We start from the raw sequence: 16,182 nt of genomic DNA, 5'->3' as shown, positions 1-16,182 counted from the left end.
TAAAACTGGAAATTCGATGGACGATCTCTTCGCGGAACAAGAAGCCGCGCCCGATAGCGAAAAACTGACGCTTGGCGACTACGCCGAGCGCGCGTATCTGGACTATGCGGTGAGCGTGGTCAAAGGCCGTGCGTTGCCTGATGTCAGCGACGGCCAGAAGCCCGTTCAACGCCGCATCCTGTTCGCCATGAACGAGATGGGCCTGGCAAACACGGCCAAGCCGGTAAAGTCGGCGCGCGTGGTGGGCGACGTGCTGGGTAAGTATCATCCGCACGGCGACCAGTCGGCCTACGACGCACTGGTGCGTCTCGCGCAGGCTTTCTCCATGCGTTATCCGCTGATCGACGGTCAGGGCAACTTCGGTTCCCGCGACGGCGACGGCGCAGCGGCCATGCGGTACACGGAGGCGCGCCTTACGCCTATCGCCAAGTTGCTGCTCGATGAAATCGACATGGGCACGGTCGATTTCATGCCGAACTACGACGGCTCGTTCCAGGAGCCGAAGCTCTTGCCGGCGCGTCTGCCGTTTGCGCTGCTGAACGGTGCATCGGGCATTGCGGTGGGTCTTGCCACCGAAATCCCTTCGCATAACTTGCGTGAAGTCGCCGCCGCATCGGTCGCGATGATCCGCAATCCGAAGATCGAGCACGCCGAGCTCATGAACATGATCCCGGGGCCCGATTTTCCCGGCGGCGGCCAGATCATCTCCAGTCCTGCGGAAATCGCCGCGGCTTATGAAACAGGCCGCGGCAGTCTGAAGGTGCGGGCGCGCTGGAAGATCGAGGACATGGCGCGCGGTCAGTGGCAACTCGTGATCACCGAGTTGCCGCCGAGCACGTCGGGCCAGAAGGTGCTCGAGGAAATCGAGGAACTGACGAACCCGAAGATCAAGCTTGGCAAGAAGGCGTTGAGCCCCGATCAGTTGCAGACGAAGCAGACCATGCTCGCGCTGCTCGACACGGTTCGCGACGAATCCGGCCGCGACGCGCCCGTGCGCCTTGTGTTCGAACCTAAGTCGAGCCGTATCGACCAGACCGAGTTCGTGCATTCGCTGCTCGCGCATACGAGCCTGGAATCGAATTCATCGATCAACCTGGTCATGATCAGCGCGGACGGACGGCCGCGCCAGAAGGGTCTTCGCGAAATCCTGCACGAGTGGATCGGCTTTCGCTTCACCACGGTCACGCGCCGCACGCAGCATCGCCTGGGCAAGGTGAACGACCGCATCCATATTCTCGAAGGGCGGATGATCGTCTTCCTGAATATTGATGAAGTGATCCGCGTGATTCGTGAAGCCGACGATCCCAAGGAAGCGCTGATGCAGCGTTTCAAGCTCAGCGAGCGCCAGGCCGACGACATTCTTGAAATCCGTTTGCGGCAACTCGCGCGGCTGGAAGCCATCAAGATCGAGCAGGAACTGAAGGACCTGCGCAGCGAGAAAGAGAAGCTCGAAGAGTTGCTGAACAGCGACGCCGCCATGAAGCGCCTCCTGATCAAGGAAATCGAAGCCGATGCCAAGACGTATGGCGACGAGCGCCGCACGCTGATCCAGGCGGAAAAACGCGCGACGTTCGAGGCGCGTGTAGTCGACGATCCGGTGACGGTGGTTGTATCGCAGAAGGGCTGGGTGCGTGCGCTGAAGGGCCATGGCCTCGACCCCGCGAGTTTCCAGTTCAAGGCGGGCGATGGCATCTACGCCGCGTTCCAGGCGCGCACGCCCGACATCTTGATTGCGTGGGGCAGCAATGGGCGCGTCTATTCCGTGCCTGTCGCCACGTTGCCGGGCGGTCGCGGCGATGGCGTGCCGGTCACGTCGCTGATCGAACTCGAGTCGGGAACGCATCTGCTGCATTACTACGCGGCGGCGGTGGATCAACCGTTGTTGCTGGCATCGAGTAACGGTTTTGGCTTCCTGGCCAAACTCGGCGATATGGTCAGCCGCGTGAAGGCGGGCAAGTCGTTCATGACGATCGACGAGGGCGCGCTTCCGTTGATTCCCATGCCGGTGCTGCCGGGCGCCACGCACGTTGCGTGCTTGACGAGCAACGGGCGGCTGCTGGTGTTCGGCACAGATGAAATGAAGACGCTCTCTGGCGGCGGGCGGGGCGTGATCCTCGTGGCGCTCGAGCCGAAGGAAACGTTGCGGCAGGCGCTGACCATCGACAAGCGTGGCCTCGTGCTGACTGGCGCCGGGCGCGGCGGCAAGGTGCGCGACGAGAAGCTCACGGGCGCCGCGCTGGAAGCCTATGTTGGCAAGCGGGCGCGCAAGGGCCGCGCGCCGGATGTGACCATCAAGGTGACCGAACTAAGGCCTGTGTTCGAAAGCTGAAAACACGTGTTTATCCAATATGCCCCGGGCAGCAGTGTCCGGGGCATTTCTTTATCTTGAAAAATACTTGAACTGGTTTCGTTTGAGTGAGTCGAACGCCCGAATGTGCATTCAGTGCACTTATTTATCTGCAACCGGAAACGAGAAGGAACATCGATGAGCAAGGCGATTGAAGTGGCGCTGTTCCTTCATCTGTTGGGAATCGCAGTCTGGATTGGCGGAATGATATTCGCGCATTTTTGCCTGCGTCCGGCAATAGCGGATTTATCGCCGCAATTACGCTTGCCTCTTTGGGAATCCGTATTCGCCAGGTTTTTCAATTGGGTGGCGGCTTCCGTGCTCGTGATCCTGCTGACTGGCGGCTTCCTGCTGTCTCAGTTTGGCGGCGGACATGCGCCGTGGCCGTTGCATGCAATGGCCGGTATCGGCATTGTGATGATGCTGATCTTCGGGCATATCCGTTTCGGCGTATTTCCGAAGATACGTCGCGCAGTCCAGTCGCAGAACTGGCCCGATGGCGCGCGCTCGGTCGGCACGATCCGGCGTCTGGTGCTGATCAATATTGTGCTCGGCGTAGTGACTATCGGCACGGCGGTTTTATCGCGCGGAATATAGTCTGCTACTGCTCCAACAACGATAGATCGCAGTATTTCATTCCCTGTTCACGGGTCTCATTGCCCGTTTCCAACGCGTTCTCGACGGTCTAAAGTGCTGAGTCGAATCGTCTTGGAAACGGGCAATGAGCGCTTCGAAAAGATCAGAGAGACAAGCCGCTGGTTGGGTGTCGAGGGAAAGAAAAAAGCATTGCTGGATCGGTCTTCTGGCAACCATGATTGCTCTCGCCAACTGCATGCCGGATTTGGCGAATGCCACCGACCTGCCGAGTTCCCAGACCGGTTACGTGCTGAGCCCGACTGACAATCCGTTCACCGTCGCGCCGAACACGCTTATCGATGCAACCGCGCACGTTGCGATTTACGGCGAACCGAATGACGCAATCACGTGGACGCTCACTAATAACGGCGTTGTGATCAGCCCTTATTTTGCCGTTGAATTCGACAGTCCCGCGGCAATCCTGAATAACGGATCGATGCGCAGTAATACGACCACCGGAGTCGCCTTGTACAACGGCGGCGATGTTGTGAATTCTGCGGGCGCTTTTATCGTGGGTCATCGGGATGCCATCTACGCCAACGGTTCAGCCAGCATCGTCACGAACGCGGGCACGATCGGCGGCTCCGCCGAGGACGTGACGACCGTTCAGTCGGGCGTTCATTTGCCGGCCGGAGGCACGGTCGTGAATCTCGCCACGGGAACGATAGTGGGATACGGTCCCGGCATTCTGTCCAACGCGGCAACGCGGGTTCTGAACGACGGCGTGATCATTTCGCTGAGTGGCACGGCAATCGATTTGAGTGCTGGCTCAGGCGGAAGCTTCGTTTCGAATAGCGGCGGCATCACAGGCTCGGGCGGCACGGCGATTCTCTTCGGACCTGGCGACGATACGCTGCTGCTGACGGGCACGTCGAGCATCGTGGGCGTCATCGATGCGGGCGCGGGTTCCAATACGCTGATTCTCGGCGGGACGAAAGACGGCAGCTTCGATATATCGAGGCTGGGTTCATTGGCGCAATATCGCGGCTTCGGCACGCTGCGCAAAGACGATGCGGGCGCGTGGACGCTCGCCGGCGCGAACAGCGGCACGCAAAACTGGCTCATTGGCGGCGGTGGTATTTCGGTGGCCGGTCAGTTGAGCGGAAGCGTCCTTGCACAGCCCGGAGTGACGGGAGTCGATATTGAAGTCCTGCCCGGCGGGTCAGTTCATGCGAGTTCGGGCAACGCTGTATTGGTGAATGACGCGAGCCGGGTGGTCAATCGCGGCTCGATTGCCAGCAGTGCCGACGGCGTGGCCGCGGTGCTTGCGACTGGCAGCGCGACGAGCGTGGAGAACGCGGGTTTTATCGCGTCGCAAGGGGCGAACGGGATTGGTGTTGCGATCGATGCACCCACGGGCAGCGCGAGCCTCACGAACGAGCTGGGCGCATCGATCACGAGCGCTGCAGGTAACGCGGTTCAGGCCGGCTCGAATGTTTCGATAATCAATGCAGGGATGATCGCGGGGAGTAGCGTCAACGGAACCGGTGTTGCGATCAGTGCCGCCGCGGGTTCGGCAAGTCTCACGAACAAACTGGGCGCATCGATCAGCGGTGCGAATGGCATTTCGGTGTCGACGGGGTCAAACGTGTCGATCAGCAATGCGGGCGCCATCGCGGCGAGCGGCGCTACGGGAACCGGTGTTGCAATCGACGCACCGGCGGGTTTCGTCGGCCTGATCAACCAGCGGGGTGCGTCGATCAAAGGCGGCAACGGCGTTTCGGCGAGATCGGGCGCCAATGTTTCCATAGAGAACGCGGGTGTCATCGCGGCGCAAGGGACGAACGGAACAGCGGTATCGATCGACGCGCCCAACGGTGTTGCAAGCCTCACGAACGAGCAGGGGGCATCGATCAATAGCGCGGCGGGCGTTGCCGTTCTCGGCGGCTCGAATGTCTCCATAGTCAACGTGGGAACGATCAGCGGACAGGCCGCCGCGCTGCGTTTCACGGGTTCGAACAATCGCCTGACGCTCGCTAGCGGCAGCGATGTATCCGGTGACATAGACGGCGGAATGGGTTCATCGAATGCATTGATGCTGCAAGGCGCGGGCACGTTGTCCAGCCGGACCTCGGGCTTTTCCACGCTGGCTGTGCAGGACGCCGACTGGACCGTGTCGGGACCGGTTTCGATTGCGTCCGACAGCACGATTCGAAACAGCACGCTGACATTGACGGGCAGCCTGTCGAGTCCGGCAATCACCGTCGCGTCCGACGCCACGCTCAACGGCACCGGCACGCTAAAAGGCGCGCTCGCGATGCAAGGCGTTATCGCGCCCGGCGTGCCGAGCACCTTGGCAACAACCGGTCCTCAGCCTTTGGCGACCGGCACGTTGTCCGTCGCCGGTTCATACATGCAGGCATCCGGAAGCCGTTACGAAGCCGATATCACGCCGCAAGGAAACGACCTGATCGCCGTGGATGGAACGGCAACGCTGCAGGGTGGCCTCGTTCTAGTGCGTCTGCGCGCTGCATCTTTCTCGCCAACCGACACGTACACGATCCTGAGCACGACCGCCGGTCTCACCGGCGTTTTCTCCGGCATGACGACCGTCAATCCTTTTGTCTCGGCGTCGCTCACCTACGATGCCAACAACGCGTATCTCCACGTCCAGCGCGGTTTCCAGCTCGCGGGCGGCACGCCGAACCAGATCGCGGTCGAGGCGGCGCTCGATCATGGCGTCGCGCAGATCGGGGCCGGCGTCTCTCCGACCCGCGATTTTCTGGGCGTTGCAGGCGATCTGTTGAGCCTTGAGGGTTCATCGGCGTATGCGGCGCTCGACCAGTTGAGTGCGGAAGCCTACGCCGCATTCCCGAACGCACACTTCGAAGCGTCGCGCCTCGGCATGAATGCAATCGATAACAGGCTCGGCGCAGCGCGCGTCGCGGGAGAATGCGCCGCCGACGAAGCCGGGGCATCGCCGCTCAACGCTGAACGCGTGTGCTCGTGGATCAGCGTTCTGGGCAGCACAGGCAGGCTCGGAGGCTACGATACGTGGCTCGGCCAGCAAACAAGCGTGGGCGGCGTGATTTCGGGCATCGATTACCGGATCGCGCAGAAGGTGACGATCGGCGCGGCGCTTGCGGCCATGCATGGCAATACCTCGACCAGCACGTTGCCGGTTCACGGCCAGTTCGATACTTACCAGGCCGCGTTTTATGGCAGTTACGCACCGGGACTGTACTGGCTGCAGGCGCTGGCCGGCTATGCGCGAAACAGCGACGACATGAAGCGCTCGGTCTTCTTCACCGATACACCCCGCACGGCGCTGGGCAGTGTCGATGGAAACCAGTATTTCGCCACGCTCAGCAACGGGGTCGATGTATCGATGGGAAAGATCGGCGTGGTGTCGCCGTTCGTATCGCTTGAAATGCAGCGCGTTCAAACCCCGGCGTTCAACGAAAGCGGCGCCGACTCGGTGAATCTCGCCGTATCCGCCGACACTGCAAACTCAATGCGCTCATTGTTGGGCGCGCGCTGGCGCAACGGCTTCGGCTTGCTCGGCCATGCATGGAGCGTGAACGGCGAACTGGCGTGGATCCATCAATACGGTGCACGGACGCAGGCGGTCAGCGCGAGTTTCGAAGGCGCAACGGACAGCGGATTTACCGTGCACGGCAGCGGACCGGTGCGCGACGCAATGCAAGCGGGCGTTGGCGTACGTGTTGCGCTGGGCCAGAGAATGCATGCGGGCTTGCGCTACGACGGCGAATTTGGCGGCGGCGGACATACGCACGCTGCAAGCGTCGGATTCGATTACCGCTGGTGACGCGCCCAATACAACACCAAACCTAATCCATCGTATTCGACGGCGCATCCCCAAATGGCAGCGCGATGGCATCGGCGACAAGGCTCAGGCCGCACACGCCAAACCGGTCGAGCAACGCCTGAACGCCGTCGGCCGGCACGGCGCGGGAAAAGAGAAACCCTTGCGCTTCTATGGGCCCGAGCCGCGACAGCCACGCAATCTGCTCCTCGGTCTCGGTGCCTTCCACAACAACGGTCAGTCCCAGCGACCGCGCCAGATTGACGATTGCCGAGACCATCACGCAGACGCTGCGGTCCTGCGGGATGGCCTGGATGAACGACCGGTCGACCTTGAGTGTATCGACGGCAAAACGGTTCAGATACGACAGCGACGAATAGCCCGTGCCGAAATCATCGAGCGCGATCCTCACGCCGAGCCGTTTCAGTGCGGCAATCTTCTCGGCCACAATATCCGGGAACTCCATCATCACGGTTTCGGTAATCTCGAGTTCGAGTTTGCCCGGCGCAATACCGCTTTCGCGAATGGCCGCCGCTACTGTCTCGAGCAGATCGCCGCGCCAGAATTGCACCGCCGAAATGTTCACGGCAAGCGACAGACCGTCGTAGCCTTGCCGCTGCCAGAGGGCCAATTGCCGGCACGCGGTATGAATCACGAAATCCCCGATCGGCACGATCAAACCGGTGGATTCCGCGACTGGAATGAACTCGTTCGCGGGGATCAGGCCGTGCTGCGGATGGTTCCATCGGGCGAGCGCTTCAAAGCCGGTGATGCACCGGCGCGACAGGTCTATTTTCGGCTGGTATGCAAGGAACAACTGGTCTTGCGCCAGCGCGACCCGCAACTGCTGCTCCCATTTCATCAGATGGTCCGCGCGATGCGACAACTGCGGCGAATAGAACTGGTAGCAGTTCTTGCCCGCGTCCTTCGCGCTATACATGGCGAGATCGGCCTTCTTCAGCAAGTCGATTTCGCTTTCGCTCGACACCGAATACAGCGCAATGCCAACGCTTGCATGCAGCACAAAGGCGCTGCCGCGCACATCGAATGGCGTGCTGAACATGTGCGACACCGCTTCGGCCATTTCGACAGCCTGCCGCTCGACATCGACGCCCTTGACCACGACCACGAATTCATCGCCGCCTATGCGCGAGAGCGTGCCATGGTCGCCCACCGTTTCCGCAAGCCGCGACGCGGTCATTTGCAGGACGATGTCGCCCGCATTGTGACCGAGCGTGTCGTTGACGGTCTTGAAGTTGTCGAGGTCGATAAAGAGCAGCGCGAGATGGCCCACATTCTCGGGTCTCACCACGTCGTGTCTGAGCGTCTGCAAGGTGGAGTAGCGGTTGCGCAACCCTGTCAGCAGATCATATTCGACCAGATGCGTCATCTCCCGCTCGCGCCCAAGGAGCTTGCCAATCAGTCCGGTCGCCACGGCGAAGAAACCGAGCATGGCAAGCGAGATGAACGTCGCCATCAGCAGATAGACACGGCGCGTGTGGTTGTAGTCGACGAATTCCTCGGCCTGCGACAGGCCGACGAGCACGCCGAGCGGATAACCGTCGATATGCCGGTATGAAACGATGCGCGTGACATTGTCGATAGGATCGACATAAATACCCGACGCGTGATCGGAAGTCGGATAGATGCCGCTTGCCGTGAAGACGCTGTCCGCGTTGTCTCCTGAACTGCCTCCGCCCATTTTCATCATGCGGCCGTTGGCTTTCGACGTGGTCGAACCCGCGCCGGTGCTGCGCGCCAGCACGGAGCCGTTATCCGAGACCACGGCGACGACGCCTTCTCGTCCGATGGAGGCGACGTTGTAGAAATCGCTCGTGAAATAGCTGGGGTTTTCTGAAACCACCACGACGCCCGCGAACGAGCCATCGGGATGGTTCAGGCGCCGTGTGATCTGCAGCGTCCATTGACGCGAGACGCGGCCAAGCACCGGCTTGCTGATATAGAGCAGATCGTCGTTCGATAACGCGTGGACCTGGAAATGCTCTCGATCCGAGAGATCGACTGGCTTTGGATTGGGCTCGGCGGTGTTGGCGATCAGGACGCCGTGTTCATCGATCAGGGACACCTGCACCAGCGTGTCGCTCTGCACCACGCCTTTTTCTACCGTGCTCGCGAGGTTGAACTGGCCCGGCGTCTTCTCGAATTCATATTTGACGAAACGCGTGATCTGGTCGACCTGGTGAATGGCCTTGATCGTGTGCTGTTCGAGCGCCGAAGAAAGAATGGCGGCGGACGCCATGGACGCATGGGTCGCCGCCTCGCGTTCCACGGAAAGGCGGGCGAAGATGACCGTCCAGAGCAGCACGAGCACGAGCGTCCCCAGCGCGGGAATGGCGAACAATGCACGACGCCTGCGCGGAAAATCCGCGTGTTTCATGTCGCGTGGCGCTTTCGGCCGTGATCGATTCATGGGTTCGGTCAGTTCATGGACCCGGTGACGCGCTGACGGGTGGGGCGTTCGAAAACGGGCCAATGATCGAGGCATGAGTTCCACGCCTGTGTTCAATGCCAATCCGGCTGTGTTTTTGATGACGCGATCGAATCAGCGACTTGATCGCATCTGGACGTGCTTTTCGAAATCGTTCGCTGACTTGCGCGCAATTGCGTCAAATACGTCTTGCATTTCTTACAGTCATTTATTGAATACGCGTACTTAAATCTCACGGCCATTTCAGATTCTCTTACGGCCGGTACGTCAGATATTACCAATGACAGCCGGCTTAGATATTACTGAAGGCGATCCATTTAAGGAAGCGTGAAGGCGGGGAGGCGTATCGAGGTATACGCGGATAGGCCGAAATGCCCGTCCAGGGCGGTTCGGCGAACCGAAATGATGGATCGCTGACGCAATTTATCGATATAAAAAGCGTACCGATGCGACGTCCCGACACCGGGCGGCATCGGGATAAATCTTTCGCAAACGATAAACGGCTGCTCAGGCGACTTCGGCGATCAATTCAATCTCGACGCACGCGCCAAGCGGAATTTGCGCCACGCCGAAAGCGGAACGCGCGTGCTTGCCGCGCTCGCCGAATACATCGGCGATCAGCTCAGATGCGCCGTTCGTCACCAGATGCTGTTCCGTGAATTCGAGCGTGGAGTTGACGAGGCTCATTACCTTCACGATCCGCGTGACCTTGTTCAGGTCGCCCACGTGCGCGTGGAGCGTGGCAATCAGGTCGATGGCAATCGAGCGCGCGGCGGCGCGGCCTTCCTCGGTTGTGAGCGAGTCGCCAAGCTTGCCGGCCCACACCTTGCCGTCCTTCTTTGCAATGTGACCGGACAGATAAACCGTGTTACCGCTTTGCGCGCTCATTACGTAGGCGGCGGCCGGAGCGCCGGCGCTCGGCAGTTCAATGCCGAGTTCCTTCAGCTTGTCGTACACGTTCAGTTGAGCCATGCGGGATTCCCTTGAAAATGAGTGAGATGAAATCAAACCTGCGCGCGGATCAGCGCGCCAAGCTTGGCCACGCCTTCGTCGATCCTGGCCGGCGGCACCGTCACAAACGACAGACGCAGCGTGTTGTGCTCGGCTTCGTTCGCGAAGAACGGACCGCCGGGAACGAACGCGACGTGCTGCACAATGGATTGCTCGAGCAGTTTCATTGTATCGATGTGTTGCGGCAGCTTCACCCACACGAACATTCCGCCTTCCGGCCGGTTCCACTCCACGCCCGCCGGCATGTGCTCCTGAAGCGCCGCCAGCATGGCCGCGCATTGATCGCGATATAGCGAGCGGATCTTGGGGATATGCGTTTCGAGAAACCCGTCCTTCACGACTTCATGCACGATGCGCTGCGTGAGGCTCGGCGTATGCAGGTCGGTTGCCTGCTTGGCCTGGACGAGCTTGAAGTGCAACTCCTCGGGCGCGATGATGTAGCCCACGCGCATACCCGGCGACAACACTTTCGAAAACGATCCGAGATGCACGATGTGATCCGGCGCCATGGAAAGCATGGTCGGCAGCGGCGTGCCCGCGTAATCGAGCGCGCCGTACGGATCGTCTTCTATCACCGGGAACCCGGCGCGTTGCGCGAAGGCAGCGAGCGCCGTGCGGCGTGCAAGGGACAGACGGCGTCCCGTCGGATTCTGGAAATTCGGCTGCGCGTACAAGAGGCGCGCGCCCGCGGTCAGCGTTGAATCGAGCGTTTCGGGGATCAGGCCGTGTTCGTCTGTCGGAACCTGAACATAGTTCGGCTCGTACATTGAAAACGATTGCAGCGCGCCGAGATAGGTAGGCGTTTCGACCAGCACGCGGCTCGCCGGATCGATCAGGACCTTGCCGAGCAGATCCAGCGCCTGCTGCGATCCGGTGGTGATCAGCACTTGCGACGGCCGGATCGACGCGCCATTCACCGAATAACGTTGCGCGACCCATTCGCGCAGCGGCAGATAACCTTCGGTGGCGCTGTATTGCAGCGCGGCGGCGGGACTGTCGCGCAGGATACGGTCGCACGCCACGCGCATTTCTTCCACTGGAAACGTAGCCGGCGACGGCAAGCCGCCCGCAAAGGAAATGACTTCGGGCCGCTCGGTGACCTTCAGGATTTCGCGAATCGCCGAACTGGTGAGCTTTCTTGCGCGTTCGGAAAGTTGCCACGGCTGGGCTTGAAGGTCGGCTTGATTCATTGGGTCCTCGGTCGGTCTCGTTGTGATACGGGTCTGTTGGTCATGGGGCGGTGGACTCTTGTTATCGCGCCGCCGCGGGTTGCAGCCACACACTCCCGGTTGTAACGCCGGGTTGCTGAACCTCGCTAATGCTCGGGTTGCTGCTCGTCTTGCTGCTCCGGTTCGCCCGGTGTGGAATCGTTCGCTGTTTCCACGGCGTCGGCGGACTCCGTCACGTCCCCGCTCTGCTTGCTTCTTGCACGCCTGCGGGCAGGTCTGGCTGCGGCCAGTTCGGCTTGCCTCGTTGCCTGCAAAGCGGCTTCGCGTGCTGCAGCGGACTCGCCCATCGTGACGATGGAACCATCCGGCAACTCGAATTCCACGACCAGGACGGGCATGCCTTGCGTCACTTCGATGTTTATCAAGTGCGATGCGCCAAGCCACGCCAACTGTTCCAAAAGCACATGCGCGCGCGGATGAAACCCGGTAATCGATTTCACCGCGATGCCCGTTTCCGGCAGCGATTCGCTCGGATGCCGCTGCGTGTCCCACTGGATCAGCGAGGGCAGGAGTCCATCGCCGGAACCTTGCCATGCGGGAAACGCGCCGTCATCGGGAACGGTCAGGCTCCAGCTATTCGCGCCACGCGACATGCTCACGGCAGGCGCAATGCGCTCCGGGTATTGCGCCTGCCAGCGCGTCAGCAATTTCGGCCGTTGGACGCGCGCGACCCAGTGCACGAGTTGCGGACCCGCTTCGAGCCGCTCGATAAACGCGGGATTGTCCAGCGCGAACAGGCGCGGTCGCGGCGAATCGGCCGCGGCTGCACTGGGATCGACTGCAATGACTTCCAGGTAAGCGCCACCCCAGAGGTTCAACAGGCGATTGTGCGTGCGCATCAGCGGGTGGGCGCCGCCTTCGTTCATTTCCACGCCCAGCTTCCCGGCGACAAAGCGCGCGCCTTCTTCCAGCGTGCGGGCAGCGATTACCAGATGGTCGAGTTGCAGGGGCGGAGCGGTCATGGTGCACGGACTACGTCAATATGAACTAAATGAAATTGCGCGGAAAAAACGCGGCCAAGCTCGTCAGCATACCTGTTTCGTCTCTAAAGGCGGTCGCGTTAGCCATCAGGCCAAGTTATGAGCAGATTCGTGGCGCGTGCGCATTTCATAGGCGCGATCTTAAAATGTATCGGTTCAGACCGTAACAGTAACGGTACAATCCATCCGATACTTCTCGGTACAGTCACCGCACGCATTCATTCCATGGAGCCCGACATGTCCGTCCCGCTCGACCAGATTCCCGCGCCGCACGGCGCGCCGCAGCTTACGCTCGTCGACCAGCTGGTCCAGTGGGGCCGGCGCCGTATCGACGAACGCGTGTTTCGCCCGGGCATGCGCATGCCGTCGATCCGCAAGCTCGCCGTGGATAAAGGCGTGTCGCGCTTTACCGTTGTCGAGGCGTACGAACGGCTCGTGGCGCATGGCTATCTCGATTCGAGGCGCGGTTCGGGTTTTTTCGTGCGCGACCGGAGCGGCTCGAACGACGCCCACGTGCACCCGCCATCGGCCAGCGAACCGCAGCCGGTCGCGAGCACCATCGACGTGGTCTGGCTGCTGCGCAACATGCTGCACACGTCGAGTCCGGCGAAGGGGCCGGGCATTGGGTATCTGCCTTCGAGCTGGCTCAACGGCGAATTGCTCACCGGCGCGCTGCGTTCCATGAGCCGGCAAAGCGGTGCGCAAATGCTCGGTTTCGGCACGCCGCAGGGGTTTTTGCCGCTGCGCCAGCAACTGCAGACGCGCCTGGAAGAACTGGAGATCGGTGCATCCACGCAGCAGATCGTGATGGTGTCGGGCGTGACGCAAGCCATCGACCTGATTGCGCGCGTGTTCGTGAAACCGGGAGACACGGTGATCGTGGGCGACCCCGCCTGGTTCCAGATGTTCGGCCGCTTCGTCGCGCAGGGCGCGCGGCTCGTCGGCATGCCTTACACGCCCGATGGCCCCGATCTCGACGCCCTGGAAAACCTCGTGCAGACATGGCGTCCGAAGATGCTCGTGATCAATTCGGTGCTGCAAAATCCTACGGGAACGTCGCTCACGGCGGCCCAGGCGTTTCGTATCCTCCAGCTTGCGCAGACCTACGATTTCATCGTCGTGGAAGACGATATCTACGGCGACCTTTGCCCGACGAACTTCGCGGCCACGCGACTCGCAAGCCTCGACCAGCTCAAGCGCGTGATCTTCCTCAACAGCTTTTCGAAGACGCTCGCGCCAAATCTGCGCGTGGGGTACATAGCGTGCGCGCCGGAGGTGGCGAACGCCATCGCGGACCAGAAGATGCTCGTGGGCATGACGAGCCCCGAACTCAACGAGCGCGTGCTGTACAAGGTCTTGACCGACGGCCACTATCGCCGGCATGTCGAACGGCTGCGCGTAAAGCTCGACGGCGTGCGCGAGAAAACTGTACGCATGTTCGAAAAGGTCGGCTACAAGCCCTATCTGGTGCCGGCGGCCGGCATGTTCTTATGGGCCGATACCGGCGTGGATTCGGAAGGTCTCGCGGCCTTCGGGCACGAGGCCGGATTTCTGCTGACGCCGGGGAGCCTCTTTTCCCCGCATCAGCTACCGAGCACGTGGATGCGCTTTAACATTGCAAATTGCGGCGATCCGGGGCTGCCGGCAATGCTCACGGCGTATGCCGACCGCATGGGCTAGAACAGTTCGGGCCGCGGTAGCGCTTTCAAACCCGCCCCTTGAAATTTCCGTCCGCGACCTCATGTGTCGCAGAATTCGCGCGATGTCTGTTTACACCGCTGCCGCTTGAAAACCCGTCAACACTAGACAAAAGAGGAACCGACCATGGCACAAGAAACCATGAGCTTTCAGGCAGAAGTGAAGCAGCTTCTGCATCTGATGATCCATTCGCTCTACAGCAACAAGGAAATTTTCCTGCGGGAGCTGATTTCGAACGCATCGGACGCGGCCGACAAGCTGCGTTTCGAGGGTATCGAAAACGGCGCGTTGTACGAGAACGATCCGGATCTGCGCATCCGCATTTCGTACGACAAGGCGGCGCGCACCATCACTATCGACGACAACGGCATCGGCATGAGCCGCGACGAGGCGATCGCGAACCTCGGCACGATCGCGCGCTCGGGCACCAAGGAATTCTTTTCGAAGCTCTCCGGCGATCAGCAGAAAGACGCTGCGCTAATTGGCCAGTTTGGCGTGGGTTTCTATTCGGGCTTCATTGTCGCGGACAAGATCACGGTTGAAACGCGCCGCGCCGGATTGCCGGCAAGCGAAGGCGTGCGCTGGGAAAGCGCGGGCGAGGGCGATTTCGTGGTCGAGCAGATCGAGCGCGCGCAACGCGGTTCGAGCATCACGCTGCACCTGCGTCCGGAAGAGGACGAATTCCTGTCCACGCACAAGCTGAAGTCGGTCATTCAGAAGTACTCGGACCACGTCGCGTTGCCCATCCTGATGAAGAAGGAAGAATGGGACGCCGAGAAGTCGGAGATGGTCACGAAGGACGAAGACGAGACGGTCAATCAGGCGAGCGCGTTGTGGACCCGCGCGAAGGGCGACATCACCGACGAGCAGTACAAGCAGTTTTACCAGCACATCTCGCACGATCACGACGAACCGCTTGCATGGACGCACAACCGCGTTGAAGGCCGCAGCGAATACACACAGTTGTTGTATGTGCCGAAGCATGCGCCGTTCGATCTGTGGAATCGCGATCATCGCGGCGGCCTGAAGCTGTATGTGAAGCGTGTGTTCATCATGGACGACGCCGAGCAGCTTCTGCCGGCCTATCTGCGCTTTGTGAAGGGCGTAGTCGATTCGGCCGATTTGCCGCTGAATGTATCGCGTGAAATCCTGCAGGAAAGCCGCGACGTGAAAGCCATTCGCGAAGGCGTGACCAAGCGCGTTTTGTCGATGCTGGAGGAAGTGGCGTCGTCGTCCGCTGAAGCGACCGAAGACGCCGATAAAGCCAGATACGCGACCTTCTGGAAAGAGTTCGGGCAGGTCTTCAAGGAAGGCATCGGCGAGGATTACGGCAATCGCGAACGGATTGCGAAGCTCGTGCGGTTTGCATCGACGCATACGGATTCGGCGGAGCAGACGGTGGCGTTGGCCGACTACGTGTCGCGCATGAAGCCCGAGCAAACGAAAATCTATTACGTCACCGCCGACACGTGGCAAGCCGCGAAGAACAGTCCGCATCTCGAAGTGTTCCGCAAGAAGGGCGTGGAAGTGCTGCTGCTGACGGACCGTGTCGATGAATGGATGCTGTCGTTCCTGAACGAATTCGATGGCAAGCCGCTGCAAAGCGTGGCGCGTGGCGATCTGGATCTGGGTGCGCTCAACGACGAAGAGAAAGAGGCGCAAGAGAAGGTCGGCGAGGAATTGAAGCCGCTGGTCGAAAGCATGAAGGCCGCACTGGAAGGCAAGGCCAAGGACGTGCGTTTGACGTTCCGCCTGACGGATTCACCGACCTGTCTGGTGGCCGATGACGGCGACATGAGCGGTTATCTGCAACGCATGTTGAAGCAGGCAGGTCAGGCAGCGCCGCAAATGCAGCCGATTCTGGAAGTGAATCCGGATCATCCGCTGGTCAAGAAGCTTCACGCCGACGACGCGAATTTCAACGACTGGTGTCATCTGCTTTTCGATCAGGCGATGCTGGCCGAAGGTGGATCGCTGGAGGATCCGGCGAGTTTTGTGAAGCGGACGAACGCGTTGTTGCTGGCGCGGTGATTGAGTAGCTGGAGCTTCAACGCAGAAAAAAACGC

9 protein-coding genes are annotated in these 16,182 nt (G+C 60.7%); 5 read left to right on the top strand and 4 right to left on the bottom strand.

Annotated elements, in window-relative coordinates:
- The first annotated feature begins 16 nt into the window (after positions 1-16).
- From parC to AWB64_RS02550, 3 genes are all read left to right on the top strand, one after another.
- A complete protein-coding gene (gene parC, locus AWB64_RS02560; RefSeq protein WP_060817027.1) occupies positions 17-2,329 on the top strand; it encodes a DNA topoisomerase IV subunit A in 2,313 nt (770 codons plus the stop codon).
- Positions 2,330-2,485: 156 nt separating this feature from the next.
- Positions 2,486-2,944 carry a CopD family protein gene (locus tag AWB64_RS02555; protein ID WP_060817026.1) on the top strand — a complete coding sequence of 153 codons (459 nt, stop codon included), beginning with the start codon at positions 2,486-2,488 and terminating at the stop codon, positions 2,942-2,944.
- A 214-nt stretch (positions 2,945-3,158) separates the two neighbouring features.
- A complete protein-coding gene (locus AWB64_RS02550; protein ID WP_060817025.1) occupies positions 3,159-6,752 on the top strand; it encodes an autotransporter outer membrane beta-barrel domain-containing protein in 3,594 nt (1,197 codons plus the stop codon).
- 22 nt (positions 6,753-6,774) lie between these two features.
- Here the strand turns inward: AWB64_RS02550 and AWB64_RS02545 are convergent, their stop codons facing one another.
- The 4 genes from AWB64_RS02545 to AWB64_RS02530 form a co-directional block, all read right to left on the bottom strand.
- On the bottom strand, positions 6,775-9,180 hold the full coding sequence (locus tag AWB64_RS02545) for a bifunctional diguanylate cyclase/phosphodiesterase (protein ID WP_060817024.1): 2,406 nt from the start codon (positions 9,178-9,180) through the stop codon (positions 6,775-6,777).
- Between the two features lie 525 nt (positions 9,181-9,705).
- Positions 9,706-10,170 (bottom strand): RidA family protein, encoded by a 465-nt coding sequence (locus AWB64_RS02540; protein ID WP_060817023.1) that lies wholly within the window; start codon positions 10,168-10,170, stop codon positions 9,706-9,708.
- A gap of 32 nt (positions 10,171-10,202) precedes the next feature.
- A complete protein-coding gene (locus AWB64_RS02535; protein ID WP_060817022.1) occupies positions 10,203-11,399 on the bottom strand; it encodes an aminotransferase-like domain-containing protein in 1,197 nt (398 codons plus the stop codon).
- A 125-nt stretch (positions 11,400-11,524) separates the two neighbouring features.
- Positions 11,525-12,400: a VOC family protein gene (locus AWB64_RS02530; protein ID WP_082850338.1), complete on the bottom strand. Its 876-nt coding sequence runs from the start codon at positions 12,398-12,400 to the stop codon at positions 11,525-11,527.
- Positions 12,401-12,655: 255 nt separating this feature from the next.
- On the opposite strand from AWB64_RS02530, the gene AWB64_RS02525 reads away from it, so the two are divergent.
- Both AWB64_RS02525 and htpG read left to right on the top strand, forming a co-directional pair.
- Entirely contained in the window at positions 12,656-14,098 is a 1,443-nt protein-coding gene (locus AWB64_RS02525) for an aminotransferase-like domain-containing protein (RefSeq protein ID WP_060817021.1), read from the top strand.
- Positions 14,099-14,242: 144 nt separating this feature from the next.
- Entirely contained in the window at positions 14,243-16,147 is a 1,905-nt protein-coding gene (htpG, locus tag AWB64_RS02520) for a molecular chaperone HtpG (protein ID WP_060817020.1), read from the top strand.
- Positions 16,148-16,182 lie beyond the last annotated feature (35 nt).

Origin of the sequence: Caballeronia sordidicola (genome assembly GCF_001544455.2) — a bacterium.
Taxonomy (GTDB): Bacteria; Pseudomonadota; Gammaproteobacteria; order Burkholderiales; family Burkholderiaceae; genus Caballeronia; species Caballeronia sordidicola.
This window is presented reverse-complemented; position numbering and strand designations above follow the sequence as displayed.

What these genes read in the sequence shown, in the direction of transcription:
- AWB64_RS02550 (WP_060817025.1), top strand. Translation starts at nt 3,159, where the DNA reads ATGATTGCTCTCGCCAACTGCATGCCGGATTTGGCGAATGCCACCGAC.
- AWB64_RS02540 (WP_060817023.1), bottom strand. Translation starts at nt 10,170, where the DNA reads ATGGCTCAACTGAACGTGTACGACAAGCTGAAGGAACTCGGCATTGAA.
- AWB64_RS02530 (WP_082850338.1), bottom strand. Translation starts at nt 12,400, where the DNA reads ATGACCGCTCCGCCCCTGCAACTCGACCATCTGGTAATCGCTGCCCGC.
- AWB64_RS02545 (WP_060817024.1), bottom strand. Translation starts at nt 9,180, where the DNA reads ATGAATCGATCACGGCCGAAAGCGCCACGCGACATGAAACACGCGGAT.
- AWB64_RS02535 (WP_060817022.1), bottom strand. Translation starts at nt 11,399, where the DNA reads ATGAATCAAGCCGACCTTCAAGCCCAGCCGTGGCAACTTTCCGAACGC.
- AWB64_RS02525 (WP_060817021.1), top strand. Translation starts at nt 12,656, where the DNA reads ATGTCCGTCCCGCTCGACCAGATTCCCGCGCCGCACGGCGCGCCGCAG.
- htpG (WP_060817020.1), top strand. Translation starts at nt 14,243, where the DNA reads ATGGCACAAGAAACCATGAGCTTTCAGGCAGAAGTGAAGCAGCTTCTG.
- parC (WP_060817027.1), top strand. Translation starts at nt 17, where the DNA reads ATGGACGATCTCTTCGCGGAACAAGAAGCCGCGCCCGATAGCGAAAAA.
- AWB64_RS02555 (WP_060817026.1), top strand. Translation starts at nt 2,486, where the DNA reads ATGAGCAAGGCGATTGAAGTGGCGCTGTTCCTTCATCTGTTGGGAATC.